The organism is Pseudoalteromonas sp. T1lg10 (assembly GCF_002964545.1).
Taxonomy (GTDB): domain Bacteria; phylum Pseudomonadota; class Gammaproteobacteria; order Enterobacterales; family Alteromonadaceae; genus Pseudoalteromonas.
This window is the reverse complement of sequence record NZ_PQBV01000051.1, coordinates 189,888-208,105: the sequence shown is the minus strand read 5'-3', so window position 1 is coordinate 208,105 and position 18,218 is coordinate 189,888. Positions and strand designations below refer to the sequence as shown.

10 protein-coding genes are annotated in these 18,218 nt (G+C 49.1%); 7 read left to right on the top strand and 3 right to left on the bottom strand.

The window, feature by feature from the left end:
- Positions 1-44 precede the first annotated feature (44 nt).
- The 6 genes from C2M17_RS14125 to C2M17_RS14100 all read left to right on the top strand — a co-directional run bounded on the left by C2M17_RS14125 (position 45) and on the right by C2M17_RS14100 (position 11,597).
- Entirely contained in the window at positions 45-1,358 is a 1,314-nt protein-coding gene (locus tag C2M17_RS14125) for a tetratricopeptide repeat protein (RefSeq protein ID WP_105201367.1), read from the top strand.
- A gap of 253 nt (positions 1,359-1,611) precedes the next feature.
- Positions 1,612-3,213 carry a hypothetical protein gene (locus tag C2M17_RS14120; RefSeq protein WP_105201366.1) on the top strand — a complete coding sequence of 534 codons (1,602 nt, stop codon included), beginning with the start codon at positions 1,612-1,614 and terminating at the stop codon, positions 3,211-3,213.
- Positions 3,214-3,309: 96 nt separating this feature from the next.
- Positions 3,310-6,009: a TonB-dependent receptor plug domain-containing protein gene (locus C2M17_RS14115; RefSeq protein WP_105201365.1), complete on the top strand. Its 2,700-nt coding sequence runs from the start codon at positions 3,310-3,312 to the stop codon at positions 6,007-6,009.
- Between the two features lie 242 nt (positions 6,010-6,251).
- On the top strand, positions 6,252-7,361 hold the full coding sequence (gene asd / locus C2M17_RS14110; protein ID WP_105201364.1) for an aspartate-semialdehyde dehydrogenase: 1,110 nt from the start codon (positions 6,252-6,254) through the stop codon (positions 7,359-7,361).
- A 180-nt stretch (positions 7,362-7,541) separates the two neighbouring features.
- Entirely contained in the window at positions 7,542-8,333 is a 792-nt protein-coding gene (locus tag C2M17_RS14105; RefSeq protein ID WP_158684036.1) for a substrate-binding periplasmic protein, read from the top strand.
- A 117-nt stretch (positions 8,334-8,450) separates the two neighbouring features.
- Positions 8,451-11,597: an HD domain-containing phosphohydrolase gene (locus C2M17_RS14100; RefSeq protein WP_105201362.1), complete on the top strand. Its 3,147-nt coding sequence runs from the start codon at positions 8,451-8,453 to the stop codon at positions 11,595-11,597.
- A 22-nt stretch (positions 11,598-11,619) separates the two neighbouring features.
- Here the strand turns inward: C2M17_RS14100 and C2M17_RS14095 are convergent, their stop codons facing one another.
- Positions 11,620-12,627 (bottom strand): proprotein convertase P-domain-containing protein, encoded by a 1,008-nt coding sequence (locus C2M17_RS14095; RefSeq protein ID WP_158684035.1) that lies wholly within the window; start codon positions 12,625-12,627, stop codon positions 11,620-11,622.
- 125 nt (positions 12,628-12,752) lie between these two features.
- Positions 12,753-16,250: a S8 family serine peptidase gene (locus C2M17_RS14090; protein ID WP_105201360.1), complete on the bottom strand. Its 3,498-nt coding sequence runs from the start codon at positions 16,248-16,250 to the stop codon at positions 12,753-12,755.
- Positions 16,251-17,162: 912 nt separating this feature from the next.
- Between C2M17_RS14090 and C2M17_RS15875 the strand changes: the two genes are divergently transcribed.
- The gene (locus C2M17_RS15875) at positions 17,163-17,336 is read left to right on the top strand and encodes a hypothetical protein (RefSeq protein ID WP_158684034.1); all 174 of its coding nucleotides are present in this window, start codon (positions 17,163-17,165) and stop codon (positions 17,334-17,336) included.
- Here C2M17_RS15875 and C2M17_RS14085 read toward each other — a convergent pair.
- Positions 17,333-18,218: proprotein convertase P-domain-containing protein (locus tag C2M17_RS14085; protein ID WP_199776034.1), on the bottom strand; the 886-nt coding region annotated here is incomplete at its 5' end. The genes C2M17_RS15875 and C2M17_RS14085 overlap by 4 nt on opposite strands.

Here is an 18,218-nt window from a genome sequence, read left to right as displayed (position 1 = left end):
AACTGTGCCCTGCGGGGCACAGGTTGCGATTTTAGAGGTTTACTATGAACACGTTGAACTCACTGTTTCTTTTTGCCGGCTTAACATCGGCGACCTTAGTGCTGCCGAGCATGGCCAGCATGATCCCGGGTGTGGCCCTGGCCTCTGCCCATGCCGAGCAAGGCGAGCCTAAAACCAAGCGCGTACCGGCGCTGCGCGATAAGGTGTACAGCCAACTGGCGCGGGCGCAAAAAATGGCCGATGACGGCGATGTGGCCGGCGGTCTGGCGGCACTGGATTCGGTGAAAGAGCGCTCATCAAGCATGAACGCCTATGAAAAAGCCATGATGTATAACTTCTACGGCTTTATCTATTACAACGAAAACCGTTTGCCCGAAGCCATTAAGGCGTTTGAGCAGGTGGTTGCCGAAGACGCCATTCCCGAGTCGTTGCAGTTGAGCACCTTGTTCTCGTTGGCGCAGTTGTCTATGGCCAATGAAGACTACCAGGGCTCGGTTGCCTATTTAAACAGATGGGATAAGGTCAATACCAAGCCCAAGCCGGACAGCTATTATGTGCTTAAGTCTCAGGCCTTCTACCAGATGAACAAGTATGATGACGCCCTGGGCGCCATCAACACGGCCATTACCCTGGCCGAAAAAGATGGCAAAACCCCAAAAGAAAACTGGCTGGTCTTGCAACGTGCTCTTTACTACTCGCTGCAGCAGCCGGAAATGGTGGTCAGCGTTCTTGAAAAGATGATAGCCCTATATAACAAGCCGGAATACTGGGTACAGCTAAGCGGTATGTACGGTGAAGTAGGGCGCGAAAAAGACCAGTTGGACACCATAGAGGCAGCCTATCAGCAGGGTTATCTCAAAACCAAGGGCGACCTGCGCAACCTGGCACAAATCTATATGTTTAACGGCTTGCCCTACAAAGCGGCCAAGGTGATGAAACAGGCCCAGGCTAAGGGCGTGGTTGAAGACAATGTCAAAAACAATGCCTTTATCGCCGAAGCCTATGTGCAAGCCAAGGAAGAGCGCAAGGCCATCGGCTTCTTTGAGAAAGCCGCAGCAGCCGAGCGGTCGGGTATTTATGATCAGCGCCTGGCTGAGGTGTATATCAACCTTGAGCTTTTCTCCGAGGCAGCCGATGCCGCCCGTGAGGCGCTGGATAAGGGTGGACTGGACTTTGAGTCGAACGCCTATGTGGCCCTGGGGATGGCGCAATTTAACCTGCAAAACTTCGATGCCTCTATTTTGGCATTCGAGCAGGCTGAAAAGCACAAGCGCTCTGAGCGTTTAGCCCAACAATGGATCAAATACGTGAAGAACGAAAAATTACACGCAGAGACATTAAAACAAGCGCTTTTATAATCTATAAATGGGTTTGATTATTTTATTTCTATTTCTTTGTTTTAGAATAAAAATAACCTTTTCTTGAAATATAATCGCAACACCAAAGCCGCCTAAGGGTGGCTTTTTTCGTTTTTACAATGAGTTATAAAAATTAATAATGTAACCATTTCTTTAAATTTGTGTCACCCGAGTGTCATAAACCTTCCGTATCTTAACCATCAGCTAAATAACTGCGCTAACAATATAAAATTTTTGAACTACGGAGTTTATGATGAAACTTTCAGACTTTTTCAAAGTCAGCCTTGTGGCTTCTGCTGTAACACTTGCAGCTTGTGGTGGCGATATTGAGATCACCCCTACGGTTAACGATAACAGCACCAATACCGACAACAGTGTTAACAACTCAAATAATAACTCTGGCGGTACTGGCGAAGACGAAATTCTTTGTGCTAGCTATGAAACAGCTGCGGGTACGGTAGAAGGTACAGCTAGCGGTAATGACTGTGTATACAATGACTCATTCGCAAGCAAAACAATCTCTATCACCAGCAACATTACCTTTGAAGAGCTGCCTGAAGGTGGTGTTCACCTTTTTGCTGATGCACTACAAATCGGTGCAGATGGTGATACTTCAAATGGCTTTGAAGTTCCAGCAAACGGCCCAACAATGACAGTTAAGCCGGGTGCAACGCTTGCGTTCCAATCTGGTGAAGCCATTATCCGTATCGCTCGTGGCGCGAAAATCCAAGCCATAGGTACAGAAGAAAAACCAATCACTTTCACTTCAGCTAACGCTTTCGATCGTTTCGATAGCGCAGGTAACGGCGCACGTTACGCGGACTGGGGTGGCATCATCATCAATGGTCAGGGTATCACCGACCACTGTACCGACGCTGAGCGTGATGGCGGTACTTGTAACGTTGCTTCTGAAGGTATCACCAGCTACTACGGGGGTAACAACAATGCCGATTCAAGTGGTAGCATCAAGTGGGCGAAAATCTGGTATGCCGGTTCAGGTCCACGTGTCGGTGGTGAAGGTGATGACCTTAACTCACTAACGCTTAACGCGGTAGGCTCAGGCTCTGCGTTTGACTACATTCACATTCACCAGGGCTTCGACGATGGTGTTGAAATCTTCGGTGGTGCAACAACGCTTAAGCACATCGTAGTAACAGACACGCAAGACGATTCATTCGACTTTGACGCTGGCTGGCAGGGTGCGGCTCAGTACCTATTCGTTAAGCACGGCACAGTGACTCTAAACGATGGTACCGTGGTAAACATGGGTAACAACGGCTTTGAATCTGACGGTGTGAAAGGTTCATCTTCTGCCCAGGTTGCACCTTCTAACCCAACGATTGCTAACGTAACTGTAGTAACTACTGATGCTAGCTCGGTACGTGATGATGACCCTTCACAGGCGTTTAAGTTCGACGACCAGTTCAACGCGCGCCTATTCAATACTGTTATCGTTAAGCAAAACGCTGTTAACACCAGCTGTATCGAGTTCTCAAGCGATGGTGAAAAAGAAGCAGACAAGATCAGCTTCACCAGCTCAGTAATGGCATGTTCGTCAAACTTTGCTGACTCTGACACCTTTGTTGGTGGCCCTCTTGCAGCACAAAGCAAGGCGACTTGGTTCGAAAACGGCGGTGCTAGCCAAATCCTAACCGATGACGTAGCGCTACTTGCTGACAACGGTTTTGCGACTAACACAGCATCAACAGACGTAACTGTAACTGCGAACGACTTAAGCGAACTAGGTGCTTTCTTCGATTCAGTTGACTACATCGGCGCGGTATCTGATCAAGATACAGACTCAAGCTGGTACAAGTGGGTAGAAGCGGCTCTTACAGCGTCATCTGAAGACTAATTTAGTCACCCCTTGAACATTTAAGCGAAGGCGCCTTGGGGCTTGCATAACAAGCATCGGGCGCCTGTTTTGTATAAACTGATTAGGATGTAGAACATGGCAAAACAACATAGGCTAGATAAATTAGCTTGGGCTGTTGGCCTTGGCTTATTGGCACAATCTAGCGCCCTAGTGGCGGCAGAAGAAGTGCAGAGCGCCGACAACCAAGAACTAGAAGAAGTGGTTGCCGTTGGTACGCGTTTGCAAGGCAGTGCGGCAGCGGTGATCGAAGAGCGTAAAAACCAAGCCTTCGTTGCCGATATTCTGGGTGCCGAGCAATTATCACGCACAGGTGATAGCGATGCGGCTTCGGCCTTGCGCCGAGTAACCGGCTTGACCCTGGTTGATGGTAAATTTATTTACGTACGTGGCCTGGGTGAGCGTTACTCAAGTGCACGTTTAAACGGCGCTTATATTCCAAGCCCGGACTTAACCCGTAACGTTATTCCTTTGGATATTTTCCCGGCCAGCATTATCGAAAGTATGGCGGTACAAAAGGCGTATTCGCCGGATATGCCGGCAGCCTTTGGTGGCGGTAATATCGATATTCGTACCAAGTCGGCCCCGAGCGAGTTTACCGCAGGTATCGAACTGGGTGTTGCTTACAACACGGCCGCGGACGATGGTTACACTTATAACCGCAATGAAAATGGCGTACCACAAGCGTTAAAAGACGCGATTGTGCGCTACCATGGTGATTTCAGCATTGGCAATATTGTTGACCGCGATAACCTGGTTGACGGCGACCTTTCTCGCGCCGAGCAGGCCACGGCAATTAACAATATGTTGCTAAAGTCATTGCCCCGTGATTATGCCCTAAAAGATGAATCTCTTGACCCAGAGTACAATGTTAAAGCTCATTGGGGAGATAGCTTTGAAGAGTCATTCTTTGGCGGCAACATCGGCTTTATGCTCTCTGGTGGTTATACCAATGAGTGGGATTTCGAAGAGCGTTTTAGTTCTGTTATCGCCAAGGAAGTAAAAAGCGATTGTAGTACTAAGCTCGAAAGTGCCGACGATGTTAAAAGCTCATGCTTTGAGACCTTTAAAGACTCAAAAGTGACCATAGAGAACGAGCGTTACAATGGTACCTTCAGTCTTGGTTACACCTTGGGCACGCACAGTGTGTCGGCACAGCAGATGTACATCGTCGATAACGAAGACGAGTCTGAAATCGCTATTTCACAAAGCCCGGCGGGTAGTTCGACCTACACCATAGTCGGTGACGGCATCGCTAACCGTAATCATGAGTTTAACTACGAAGAGCGTCAGCTTAACGTGACTCAGTTTATCGGCCAGCATACCTTTATGGATTACTGGGGCATTGGCGCGGATTGGCAATACACAGAGTCAAAAGCGACTACGGACATCCCAACCAATGTCGACTTTGAATTCCGCGACCGTTATGACAGCAATGGCGCCTATACAGGCTCTGAAATTACCGGTGATGATAACCGTGTGATCATGTCCTACACCGACATGGAAGAACGCGTTAAATCATATGGCGGTAACCTCACGCTGCCGCTGAGCTTTGAGTCAATGGACGTTGAGCTTAAAGCCGGTTATGACTTCTCTGATCGTGCCCGTGTTTTCAACACCTCAAGCTTTGCCATCAACAACAGTGCCGGCGCCGGTATTGAAATCAACGATGGCTCACAAAGTCCGCTTGATAACAGTTCATACCTAAGCGATGGCTTTATCGACGATAACGCTATCCTGGTTGATTTTAACGAGCCAACAGCGCCTGATGCGGATGACTATATTGCCGCGCAGAAAATCGATGCCGGTTATGCCTCATTCGATGTGCTCTATGATCAATGGCTGCGTATCAGCGGTGGTGTACGTTACGAAGAGTTTAAGCAAAGCTCAATCGGTACTTCGAGCCTGATCTTCGATGCCGACGATCTTAATACCTATTACGATCCGGAAAAAATCGAAGCAGGTACCATTATCGAAGATGATTGGTATCCAGCACTGTCACTTACTTATATCGGCAGCGACAGCTACCAGGTGCGTGCCGGTTACGGTGAAACCGTGGTTCGCCCGGATTTCCGTGAAATCGTACCGGTCACCTATTATGACCCGTTAACGGATATACGTACCTTTGGTCGTACCGGGTTAAAGAGTAGCCCAATCAAGAACTTCGACTTACGTTACGAGTATTACGGCGAAGCCGGTAACTCGGTAAGTGTGGCGGCCTTCTATAAGGATATCGATGCGCCAATCGAAACCATCTTAAAGATTGGTGATGAAGATTATTCAGCTACCTTTGTAAACGGTGAAACCGCGGAAGTCTATGGTATCGAAGCGGAGTGGTTACAGGATCTGACCTTTGTTACCGATGGCCTATTCACCAGTGGTAACATCACCTTGAGTGATTCGGAAGCCTCGATTGATCCGGCCTTTGCGGGTACCTTGACCAATCCTACCAAGCGTATGACGGGTCACTCGGAATACGTGGTCAATATGCAGCTGAACTATGATTCACTCGATGGCATGCACAGTGCTTCCTTGGTGTACAACGTGTTTGGCGAGCGTATTCTGGCAGCCGGTGTGAATGGTCGTGATGATGCTTATGAGCAACCGTTCCACTCATTGGATTTGGTTTACACCTTCTACCCAGACTTTAATTCTAAAGTGAAGTTTAAGGTGAAGAACCTGCTAGATGAAGACGTTGAAGTAACGCAATCTGACGTTATCGTTCGTTCTAAGGACGAAGGCGTTGAGTTTAGCTTGAGTTACTCTTACGAGTTCTAACCCTTAACTCTTAAATTAAAAACCCGGAAGTTCCGGGTTTTTTTATGCCCCTAGCCTTGTCACAGGCGTAAAAAACCGCCCAATATATGAAATAAATTTAAGTTGTAGTCCTGCCACTAGAGTAAAGCGCTAAGCAGTGTTATTGTCAGCCCATACCTAGGTCTGTACTCATCTCAGAGCTTAGCTCTGGATCTAGGGGACTCACGCAATATGTTGAACTTATTTTTCAAAAGGAAAAAGTAATGAATAAAGTAGGCCTAGTCGGCTGGCGCGGTATGGTTGGTTCCGTACTGCTTGAGCGCATGCAACAAGAGCAGGACTTTGCGCATATTGACGTGACCTTTTTTACCACCTCGCAAACCGGCCAGTTGGGTCCGGACATTGCCGGTACCCCTAAGCCATTGCAAAGTGCCTATGATCTTGAAGCGCTGGCGCAAATGGACATCATATTGACCTGTCAGGGTGGCGACTACACCCATGAAGTTTACCAAAGCCTGCGTGATAAGGGTTGGCAGGGCTATTGGATCGATGCCGCCTCGGCACTGCGTATGAGCGATGAAAGCATTATTGTGCTCGACCCGGTAAATAAGGATGTGATCGAGCAAGGCCTGGAGCAGGGCGTTAAAACCTTTGTCGGCGGTAACTGTACCGTTTCCTTAATGTTATTAGCCCTGGGCGGATTATTTGAACGCGATTTGATCGAATGGGTCAGCCCCATGACCTACCAGGCGGCTTCCGGTGCCGGTGCCCGCAACATGAAAGAGCTGCTGGTGCAAATGGGGCAACTCCATGATGTGGTGGCAGAACAGGTGCAAGACCCAAGTGCCGCTATTCTCGATATAGATAAAAAGGTTGCGACTAAAATGCAAGACGGCTCCTTGGCCTGCGACCAGTTCGGTGTGCCGCTGGCTGGCAGCTTGATCCCCTGGATTGATGTACCCATGCCGTCGGGGCAAAGCAAGGAAGAATGGAAAGCCGAGGTTGAAGCCAATAAAATTCTAGGCTCCAGCAAACAGCCTATTCCCGTCGATGGTTTATGTGTGCGTGTCGGCATGATGCGTTGCCATGCTCAGGCGCTAACCATCAAGTTACGCGAAGATATCAGCGTCAGCGAGATTGAAGAGATCCTTGGTGCCCATAACGACTGGGTTGAGGTAATTGCTAACGACCGCGAGACATCGAGCAAGGAGCTTACGCCGGTAAATGTGGCGGGGACCCTGCGTATTCCGGTAGGCCGTATTCGCAAATTGAGCATGGGGCCAAAGTACATCAGCGCCTTTACCGTGGGCGACCAACTCTTGTGGGGAGCCGCCGAGCCGCTGCGTCGCATGTTGCGGATCATCTGCGGATAAACAATGAATCCCGAAAAGCGGCCTGAGTGCCGCTTTTTTAGTGCCTTATAATGCCCGATGGCGGTGGACAATCGTCCCATTGTCGCCTAGCATAAATCTAGGTAACAGTCTGATACATAGGGATATACTCTGTCTATGACTGGTAAATTGATGCGCTTTCTCGAAGGCAAGAAGGAAAGGATGACTAAGGTGTTAAGTGCGCTGCTTTTGTCGCTGGTGGTACTGGCCACTCACACCAGTTTTGCCCATGAACTCAAGGGCGCTTTTCCGGATCATTTTCCGCCTTTTAGCATTACCGGTGAGCCCATGCAGGGCATTATTCCCGATATGCTTAAGGCCATGAACCGAACCAGCGATCACGCCTATGTTGCTACTCCCTATGCCCGCCATTCCTTAAAACTCCTCGCCGAAGGACAATTGGATTTCCTTTTTGACTCGCAAACCTGGTGTAAAGACGGTGATAACTATTACTGGAGTGAGCCTATTGCCGAGGTTAAGGATATTCTGGTGATGCGCGCCAATTCAGAGCAGGCGTTTAAGAGCCTGGATGAGCTCGTGGCATTTTCCCAAGCTCGGGAGCAGGCCCTGCTGGTAGCGGGACGCTATGAATATACCTATCCGAGCCTGGAGCCCTTGTTCGATAAAGCCAAGTTAAGGCGAAAAAACTTTTACAGTGATTTGAATATGATTAAAGCACTGCAAAACGCCGAGCACAGTGGTGTTGAGGCGGTGGTGATGTCGGCGCTGGTATTCGATTATTTGGCCGTCAAGCATCCCGAGCTGACAAAGGGCCTGATAAAGTCGAGCTTTGCGGTTCATATCGCGCCCTATCAGTTTCGTTTTCCCCGTAACGATAACGGCAAAATAAACATGATGTACACCAACAGGCTGTTAGGCCAGTTGCAATCCAGCGGTGCACTTGAGGAGATCATAGGTAAATACAGCACAAGCCAAATAAACCACTCGCACTAATCCTTTTGCCCTGATTTCAGCCCAAATCCCCTTGGGACGCTCTGATCTTAAAGAAAAAATCCAAATTTGTATTAAGCTTGAACTAGCTAATTTTTTATCGTGTGACTGCTCAAACTTATGGATGTTGCTCCCAAACGAACCCGTTTCACCATACGTGTCACCCTGATCACCTCCTTTGTCGTGGCCTGCGCCTTCACCGCCTTGGTGGCCATTGGTCTGCAGTTTGTATTCAGTAACAACCTGGCCAAGAGCAGCGCCCAGGAAAAGTTTCAGGGTATTGCCGCTAATAGCAGCGAGCAGGCACTGCTGCAGGAGCAAAGTGCCCTGGGCCTGGCTCGTAGCCTAAAGCATAGTTTCGGTAACCGGGAGCTCAGTGCCGTACACCTGAGTAAGCAGCAATTGTTGGCTTTTAGTAGCTTGTTGGAGGGCAATCCCAAGGTCTTTTCTTTATTTATCGGTTTTGCCAACGGCGATTATCTTGAGCTGTCGAACTTAGAGTCGGCCCGGAACTTGCGTCAGCTATGGGGCGCGGCGCCCAGTGACCGCTGGGTGTTGTTACGGGTGACAGACGCAGCCGCAGGGCGCGAGCAAACCATTAGCTATCTTAACAGCGACCTGAGTATCCGCCACAGTGAGGTTCAGAGCACTCAATATAATGCCACGGCTCGGCCTTGGTTTAAGGAGGCGGGCAGCCAATCCGTGCATAAAATGCCACCCTACATGTTTAGCTTTGTCGGCCAGCCGGGCAGCAGTTACTCGATTAGAAGTGAGCAAGGGGATGTATTTGGCACCACCATTATTTTATCCTCGTTGGCGCAATATATGGCCATTGAAGGTTACCAACAGGGCGCGCAGGCCTATATGTTCGATGGCAATGGGGTACTGCGAGCGCAGCGTCTTGGCAGCGAAGAGCCGGTTATTGCCCCGAGTGAAAAAATACCCTTGTCGGTCGACGAGCTAGCTGTAATGGATAGCATAGGCACGCTCAGAGTCGGGGTGATGGACGATTATCCGCCGTTTGAATATAACCTGTCAGGGCAACCGCGCGGATATGGCCTAGAACATATGCAGTTGATCGCCGCCATGCTCGGTATTGAACTGCAACTGATCAACGGCTATAGCTTTCCGGAGCTAATTACACAGCTACAGCAGGGGCAAATTGATATGCTGCTGGGACTGATGAAGACCGAACAACGCTTAGAGTTTGGTGCCTTTGCCGGGCCTTATTATGCGCCCGAAGTGGTGTTTGCCACCGATGATCCTGCCTTGGCAGCGACGCCGCAACTTTCGGCCTTGGCAAGCAAGCGTATTGCCGCGCAAAAAGGTTATGCCATAACTCGCTTTTTGCGCCAGCAACTGCCGCAGGCGGAGTTTATCGAATACAAGGATACGCTGACGGCCATGCGTGCCCTAGAGCGCGGTGAGGTCGATGCAGTGTTCGACCTAAAAGTGGTGTTGCAATATATCGAAAAGTACTTTTTTATCGATACCCTGCATCGCAGTGCCGAAGTGGAAGAGTTTAAGGGCCGAACCGAGTTTGGTTTACATCATTTTGTGCGCCAGGACTTGGCCGAGCTCATTCCCCTGATAGATAAGGCGCAAGCAGAGCTGGAGCCGCAAATTCTAACCGCTTTAGAGCAAAAATGGCTGCGCTTTGACGGCCAAGATCACCAAGGTACCCAGGCCTTAACCCAGGTACCATCGCCAAAAATACTTGCCCTGGCAAAAGACGTTAACAGCCATAATAAGTTGCACAGCATTAGCCTTAACGGCGAACAGCATTTGATATATGTTAGCGCCATCACTGGCTTGATGAAGAGCAACAGCCGTGAGTATCTGGCGTTTTTGGTGAGCGAGCGTCAGGCCTTTGCTCAGCTCAACACCTATGTGCGTAACGCTATTATCATCACTCTCGCTGTGTTAGCCCTGGTGCTTCTGCTGATCACCCAATTGGCCCGAGCCATGGCCAGTCCGATCCAACGATTGATCGAAGAAAACCAAAAGATCAGTCATCGCAACTATAACGAAGTGCATTATGTCTCCTCACACATAGAAGAAATCCACCAGCTGTCGCAATCTCTGGTCAATATGTCCGAGTCCATTTGTGACTTCGAGGCCGGGCAAAAAGAACTGCTCGACTCTTTTATACAGTTGATAGCCCAGGCCATAGATGAAAAATCTCCCTATACCGGCGGCCACTGTGCCCGGGTGCCGGAGCTGGCTCTGATGCTGGCGCACCACGCTCATGAGAGTCAAACCCAGGTGTTCGCCGACTTTCGCTTTCGCTCCCAGGAGCAATGGCGCGAATTTGAAGTGGCAGCCTGGCTTCATGATTGCGGCAAGATCACCACGCCCGAGCACATAGTTGATAAGGGCTCAAAGCTTGAGTGTATCTACAACCGCATTCATGAATTACGTATGCGTTTTGAGGTGCTGTTACGTGACGCCGAAATAAGCTATTTACACGCATTACAAGCAGCTCCAGAGGACAAAAAGAAACTGGCGTCAAAGTGGCAAGGCCAGCGTCGAGAGATCATGGATGATTTCGAGTTTATCGCCCGCTGCAATATTGGCGGCGAGGCTATGGCCGAGGAAGATATCGCCCGTTTACACAAGATCAGTGAGCGCACCTGGTATCGCACGCTAAGCGATCGAGTGGGATTGTCACCGGCGGAGCAACGTCATATGGAAGACTTTGCCCCCTTTACTCCGGGGTTTGAAGCCGTGTTAAGCGATAAACCTGAGCACATTTATAAACGCCAACGCGATATCGCCGCTCGCGACAAGGGTTTTGGCTTTAATATGAAGGTTCCGGAAAATAAGCAAAACCTCGGCGAGCTCACCAATTTGAGTATCACGCGCGGTACCTTAACCGATGAGGACAGATACATTATTAACGAGCATATCACCACCACCATTCGCATGTTGGAAACCTTGCCTTTACCCCAGGAGCTGGCTCGGGTACCGGAATATGCTGGTGGTCATCATGAGAAACTCGATGGCAAGGGGTACCCGCGAGGACTGCGCGCCGAGCAAATGTCGCTGCCGGCAAAGATCATGGCCATTGCCGATATCTTCGAGGCATTAACGGCCAATGACAGGCCTTACAAGCAGGCGAAAACCTTGTCCCAGGCGCTTAAGATCATGAAGAGGATGGTGGCCGATGAGCATATCGATCGGGATCTGTTTAATTTGTTCCTAACCGAAAACGTTTATTGGCCTATGCGGAGCAGTTTTTACTGCCCGAGCAAATTGATGCCATAGATATTTATGACTACCTGAGCGATTAGCGCAGTAGGCGCTGTCCAGGAGGCAGGCTGCTGAAGCCGTCTAAATGCAGCTTCCAGTTGCGCAGCTCACCAACATTACCTGGGGCCTTGTCGATAATACGCAGGCGCCAGGGGCCGTATGCATTTTCGCCGTTAAAGGTGTCTATTTTATAGATTTGATTTATGTCATCACCTGAGCCGCCATTACGGTTATGCAGGCTATGCACATTGCCGCTTGGTGACACCAATTGGATGGACAGGTCGCTGCGCCAGGTATGGCGTACCGCCAATTCCACGGCCAATGAAAAGGTGCTCATCTGTTGCGGCACAAAGATCTCGCTTTCTTGAGCAACGGCACCATTGTCGACTATGCTCATCGGCTCGTCGTTGTTAAAACTGTAGGGTTGCACGCCTGGAGGCAGAATCTTTAAGGTCACCGACTGCTGTTTTAACTGGCTATCCTGGTGGGCGGTGAGCGTAAATACATAATCGCCCCATTGGGTTTTGTTTTTGGTTGGCACTTCCAGGGTAAAGGGCATGCCGGCGTTGATTTCGCGGTGCGATAGTTTGGCCCCAGGTAACGAAGAAGCAAGTGACAGTCGCAAGGAACCGCTAAAACCATCAAGGATACGGCTGTTACAGTTGAATGTGGCGGTATCACCGGCGTTGATGGTGAGCACCGAACTGGCACACTGCAAATTAAATTTAGGGTCCAGCTTATCCTTTTTGGCAGCTGCATTGGCCGTTGGTGTACCACCGGATATGCTCTCACCAACCAAGGTATCTATGCTTTTTGCCGCATAGGGCAGTTGGGTGCGAGAGGCGAGACGTAGAGGGTTGTTTGAAAAAAGAGGAGTGCTAAGTTGCCATTGTGAGCCGATTGACGAGCCTGTGGTGTGTAGCGCATAGCTGTCATTGATATCGATATTGTGTGCCGCATAAACGTCAGCGTCGCTTGCCAGCATACAAGCTAGGGTTGCGGTTGCTATCAGTGGATAGCGGATCAGGGTTGAAAGATTAGCCACAATAAAGCTCCGGGTTTTCGAACATTAATACAATCCCTATTTTCTCTTGTTGATTTACGCTCTAGAGATAAACGTAAATTAAGAAGAAAAAGGAAGGCTCTAGAGAGCCTTCCAGGGGTTACAGCTTACTTACGTTTACCGTTGCCTTTTGACTTAGGAGAAGCCGCGATGGTTTCTTCTAAAGAACAGTTGGCAGTGCCAGTTTCACATACTTGGTAAGTGAAGCTGGTAGCGGTTGAGTTAAAGCGGTCTGTGTAGTCTGTTTTTCTCACAGCTGAGGCAACTAGGGCACCATCGCGGTATACATCAAACTCAGTTGCAGTTTGTGCAGTCCAAGATAGATCCGTTGTTACTCGGTTACCGTCGGTTTCAGCTGTACCTTGTACAAAGATAGTTGGCACTGGTACAGGCTCAGTCACAGTTACGTCTTTAGTGATTGAGTGCTGGGCACCGTCATCATCGCTTACAGTTAGGGTTACAGTGTAAGTACCCGCAGCTGTGTAGCTGTGTGAAGGGTTAGCTAGAGTTGAGCTAGCGCCGTCACCGAAGTCCCAAGAGTGAGTTGTTACCGCACCGTCAGTGTCACCAGATAGGTCGCTGAACTGTACGTCCAGGTCAGTAGCGGCGAACGTGAAGTCAGCTACAGGTGCTAGGTTAGCTGGCGCGTCTACGATAGTGAAGCTTACTTGTGCCTGGTCGAACGCGTCTTGTGAGTCAGTCGCAATAGCAGTCACGATGTGGTCACCAGCGCCTAGTGTGTTGATGCTGAATAGAGCACCAGTACCGATTAGGCCGTTGAAGTTATCGTACCAGCTGATACCTGCGCTTAGGTCACCGTCTTCAGCGTCGGTTGCCGTACCGTCGAAGGTGATGCTGTCACCTAGGTTGAAGCTAGTGCCACCCATAGGTGCATTGATAGTCATCACTGGGGCTTGGTTTTCAGCCGGAGGCGGAAGTACCGCGTTGCCGTTTGATACCGAGATGCTCCAGTTGTTCAGTACGCCGTTCATGGTGTAGCTTGACGTATCTTCAACAAACAGACGCCATGTACCCATGCTTGACTCGCCTGCAAACTCAACCGGTGTAAAGGTGTGTACCAGGTCTGCGTTCCAGAATTGACGCCAAGTTACCAGTTTAACCGTGGTGCCAGTTGGAGACTGTAGCCATACGTTCAAGTATTGAACTGAGTTAAATGAGATATCAACATTTACTTCAATTGCATCGATAGCAACGCCGGTAGGCAGGTCGATTTCAGTAAAGACTTTACCACCCATCTCAGGCATAGCGATTGCTGTGTTGTTTGCACCGCTTACCGTAGTGTTAGCGTTAGCAACAGACAGTTCAACCGTTTCACTGCTGCTTTGGCCGGCAGAGTCTGTTGAAGTCGCTGTGATCACGTGGTCGCCTACAGAAAGGTCGGACTTAGTGAATGAAGTGCCGTTACCGATTACACCGTCGATGCTTGACGTCCAAACGATGCCAGCTGTCAGGTCGCCGTCTTCGGTGTCGTTAGAGCTTGCGCTGAAGCTGATAGTTTCACCGTTCAAGAATGCGCCCTGGTTAGCAGGAGTTGCTATCTGTACGTTTGGCGCAAAGTCTGTGCCAGCTGTAGGTGCGCCAGTTAGTTTTAGTGACCAGCTGTTGATAGCCCCCGTGTCGCCTGCAACTTCATCAACGACTTTCAGTTGCCACTCACCCAGTGCGTTGTCCAACTCGTATTCGGTAGGAATAAAGTTACCAACAAGGCCTGTGCCGTTACCACCCGCACGGTCGTGCAGAATAACTTCTTCGCCGGCTGGTGAAATGACAGACACTACCATGTCTGATGCCCAAGTGTGTGTGATGTCAACAAACACTTCAACCTGAGTTAGCGTCATGTCGTAAGGAACATTGATGCTGCTGGTTGCTGGGTTTGAAGGATCGTCATCGCTGATAGGCACGATTTCGTTGTTGGTCAGCATAGTAGAAACTGTACCTTGAGGCCATACTTTCAGCTCTAGGTTGATGTTCTTAGACACGCTGCCATCAGTGGCATTGACAGTCAAATTGTACGTACCAGGCGCAGTTTGCGCTGTCGTATTGATAGTCATGGTGTTCGTGGTGTCGCCCGCAACCGGGTTTTGTGCGAAGACCACGTCAGCGTTAAGCGCAGGAATGCTGGTCAGGCTCATAGTTGCTGTGCCGTTGAAACCGCCTGCTGCAACTAGGTCGATTGAGTAAGCCTGGCTGTCGCCTTGGTTGATGGTTGATTTACTTGGCGTTGCTTCCATGAAGAAAGAAGGACCCGCGCCGCCCGAATCGATTAGTGCATTGGCAACGTTCAAACGCTTACCAGAGATGGTTTTACCTGCCAAAGCCGCAAGCGTATCACCTGTATTCATTAATACACTTTTTAGCTGTGATGTAGTCAGGTTCGGGTTGCCCGCAAGGAGCAGGGCTGCAGCGCCAACTACGTGAGGTGTGGCCATTGACGTACCGCTGAAGGTGTCGTAGCTGTTGTTAGGCGTAGTTGACAGGATGAATGAACCAGGTGCAGCCAAGTGAACCAGCTGATCACCATAGTTTGAGAAACCAGACAGGTTGTCGGCGCTATCGGTTGAAGCTACTGCTACTACGTTTGGTACATCGTAACCCGCAGGGTAGAAACCGCCGTTGTCGATGTCAGCAGAGTCGTTACCCGCTGCTGCTACGAATAGCATATCGGCGTTGTTGGCTGCTGTGATTGCATCTTTAAGCGTTTGCGTGAAACCACCGCCACCCCAGCTGTTGTTTAGAACGCGAACGTTGTTACCGGCATTTTTAAGACCGATCATATAGTCGATACACTGTACGCCGTCGGCTAGAGTACCGCCGCCTGTGCCAAGGAAGCTACAACCTACCATGCTGGTTTGCCAGTTAACACCGACAACACCCAGGTTGTTGTTACCTTTGGCGCCGATAGTACCGGATACGTGAGTACCGTGAGAACCTGTGTCAGACGGGTTACCATTGTCTAGGATGGCTGAGATACCGTGGATGTCATCGATATAACCGTTACCGTCATCATCGATACCGTTGCCGGCTATTTCATTTGGGTTGGTCCAGATGTTGTTAGCCAAGTCTGGGTGGTTGAAATCGAAACCTGTATCGATAACACCAACAACAACAGAAGAATCACCGATTACATAGTCCCAAGCTGTTTCAGCTTGAATCTTCTGCATGCCGTAAAGGCTTGCATATGAAGTATCATTTGGAACTGCAGTAGTGTGTACTATGTAGTTAGGCTCTGCGTATTCTACAAGTGGGTGGTTTTGAAGGCTGGCAAGTACCGCATCAACTTTACGGCCTTGACCAAGCTCTAGCACCGCTAGACGACCGTTGGCAATGTTACGTAAACGGTCATCAACACCGTCGTTGTTTTTATCTTTGAAAGATACGCCTAGATTACGAGTAAGGTCTTTACGATCTTTTTTATCTACTTTTTGTTTGAACTTAACGATAACTGATTGTTGATCGTAGTCAGGTGTTGCTTTGAACGGTGCTTTAGCAACCGCTAGGGCTACAGGGCTGATACCAGCTAGTAGTGTTGTACCTACTAGGGCGTTTATTAATTTGGAAGATGACTTCTTGGGCGTTTTCATCATCTGATCTCCTGTTGTGTGTAAATTTAACTTATGGTTGTTTTATTTGTACGCACCCACTTCATTTTCATTCTCCCTGTAAGTCGTCGCACGCTCGCACTTATTGTATCCATATGCATATATTTATATGCCTTTATTTGCATATGATCAATAAATAATAAACAAAAAATTCACATTTATTTATAATTGGTGTGTAAATACATACTTTTGCATGATTTAAAAGGGGTTTTTATTACGGGGTGATGGCAAAATAATTTCAGTTTTTCGAAGGCTTTTTTGTTTCTTATGTATTGATGTGCAATTTGCAATGGATTTGTTGGCAGGAAAAAAGTGCAATAAAACCAATGGTTATTCAGTTTTTTGTGATATTTATGCGCTGATGCCTGGGTGCGTTTCTTCTCTTTAGGAATGCGATTAAAAAGCTTAATTGTATATGGGTTATGTACGGGCAGCCTGGGTGGCGGCGTCCACCCTATAAGGATGTTGTATACAAAGTATGTAGAGCAAAGCCGCACAGAGAGGGGGGGAACTCTCGTTCTTGGTAGAGATTCACCATCAAACGGCCGTTATGGCGGGCTCTGATCCATTCCCGATGTCAATATACGGAATTTTAATGGTGCATCTGTCGTTTGCGTCGGGCACGTAGCGCTCTGCTTGTATGCGTTTTATAGCTGTTAATTTCTCGAGTGTTACTTGGGGAGTGTGCAGAGCATATGTATAGGCTGTATACAAAGAAAAAGTAGAGACCATGGGATGCGCTCTGCTTAAGGTCCGACTGTAAATTGATTTATTCAGGTTAGAAAGAGAACATTTGCTCAGCAGCACATTCTGTGGGCCTTGCTCACAGGCCTCAGAGGTGAGGGTGCCGCTTACCTAGCGTCAGAGATATCGCTGTGCAGAGTGCTGTTGGCTACAATGGCAATTTTGGTACCGTCGTTTTCTCTAGCTTTTATGGTAGCCGATGAGCATATCGACCGGGCCCTGTTTAACGTGTTCCTAACCGAAAACGTTTACCTGGCCTATGCAGAACAGTTTTTACTGTCCGAGCAAATAGATGCCATAGATATCAACGACTGCCTGTGCGATTAGCGCAGTAGGCGCTGTCCATGAGGCAGGCTGCTGAAGCCGTCTAAATGCAGCTTCCAGTTGCGCAGTTCACCAACATTGCCCGGAGCCTTGTCGATAATACGCAGCCGCCAGGGGCCGTATGCATTCTCGCCGTTAAAGGTGTCTATTTTATAGATTTGATTTATATCATCACCTGAGCCGCCATTACGGTTATGCAGGCTATGCACACTGCCGCCGGGAGAGACCAGCTCGATGGCAAGATCGCTGCGCCAGCTATGGCGTACCGCCAATTCCACAGCCAACGAAAAGGTGCTCATTTGTTGCGGCACAAAGATCTCGCTTTCTTGAGCAACGGCACCATTGTCGACTATGCTCATCGGCTCGTCATTGTTGAAACTGTAGGGTTGCACGCCTGGAGGCAGAATCTTTAAGGTCACCGACTGTTGTTTTAACTGGTTGTCTTTATGGGCGGTGATCGTAAACACATAATCGCCCCACTGGGTTTTGTTTTTGGTTGGCACTTCCAGGGTAAAGGGCATGCCGGCGTTGATTTCGCGGTGCGATAGTTTGGCCCCAGGTAGTGAGGAGGCTAAGGAAAGACGCAATGTACCATTAAAACCATCGATGATACGGCTTTCGCAATTGAACTTGGCGGTATCACCGGCGTTGATGGTGAGCACCGAACTGGCACACTGCAAATTAAATTTAGGGTCTAGCTTATCCGTTTTGGCTGCGCCATTGGCCGTTGGTGTACCACCGGATATGTTCTCGCTAACCAAGGCATCGATGCTTTTCGCCGCATAGGGCAGTTGGGTGCGAGAGGCGAGACGCAATGGGTTGTTTGAAAAAAGAGGATTGCTAAGTTGCCATTGTGAGCCGATTGACGAGCCTGTGGTGTGTAGG

Coding starts and splice junctions, on each gene's coding strand:
- C2M17_RS14125 (WP_105201367.1), top strand. CDS start 45: ATGAACACGTTGAACTCACTGTTTCTTTTTGCCGGCTTAACATCGGCG.
- C2M17_RS14120 (WP_105201366.1), top strand. CDS start 1,612: ATGAAACTTTCAGACTTTTTCAAAGTCAGCCTTGTGGCTTCTGCTGTA.
- C2M17_RS14115 (WP_105201365.1), top strand. CDS start 3,310: ATGGCAAAACAACATAGGCTAGATAAATTAGCTTGGGCTGTTGGCCTT.
- asd (WP_105201364.1), top strand. CDS start 6,252: ATGAATAAAGTAGGCCTAGTCGGCTGGCGCGGTATGGTTGGTTCCGTA.
- C2M17_RS14105 (WP_158684036.1), top strand. CDS start 7,542: ATGACTAAGGTGTTAAGTGCGCTGCTTTTGTCGCTGGTGGTACTGGCC.
- C2M17_RS14100 (WP_105201362.1), top strand. CDS start 8,451: ATGGATGTTGCTCCCAAACGAACCCGTTTCACCATACGTGTCACCCTG.
- C2M17_RS14090 (WP_105201360.1), bottom strand. CDS start 16,250: ATGATGAAAACGCCCAAGAAGTCATCTTCCAAATTAATAAACGCCCTA.
- C2M17_RS15875 (WP_158684034.1), top strand. CDS start 17,163: ATGGCAATTTTGGTACCGTCGTTTTCTCTAGCTTTTATGGTAGCCGAT.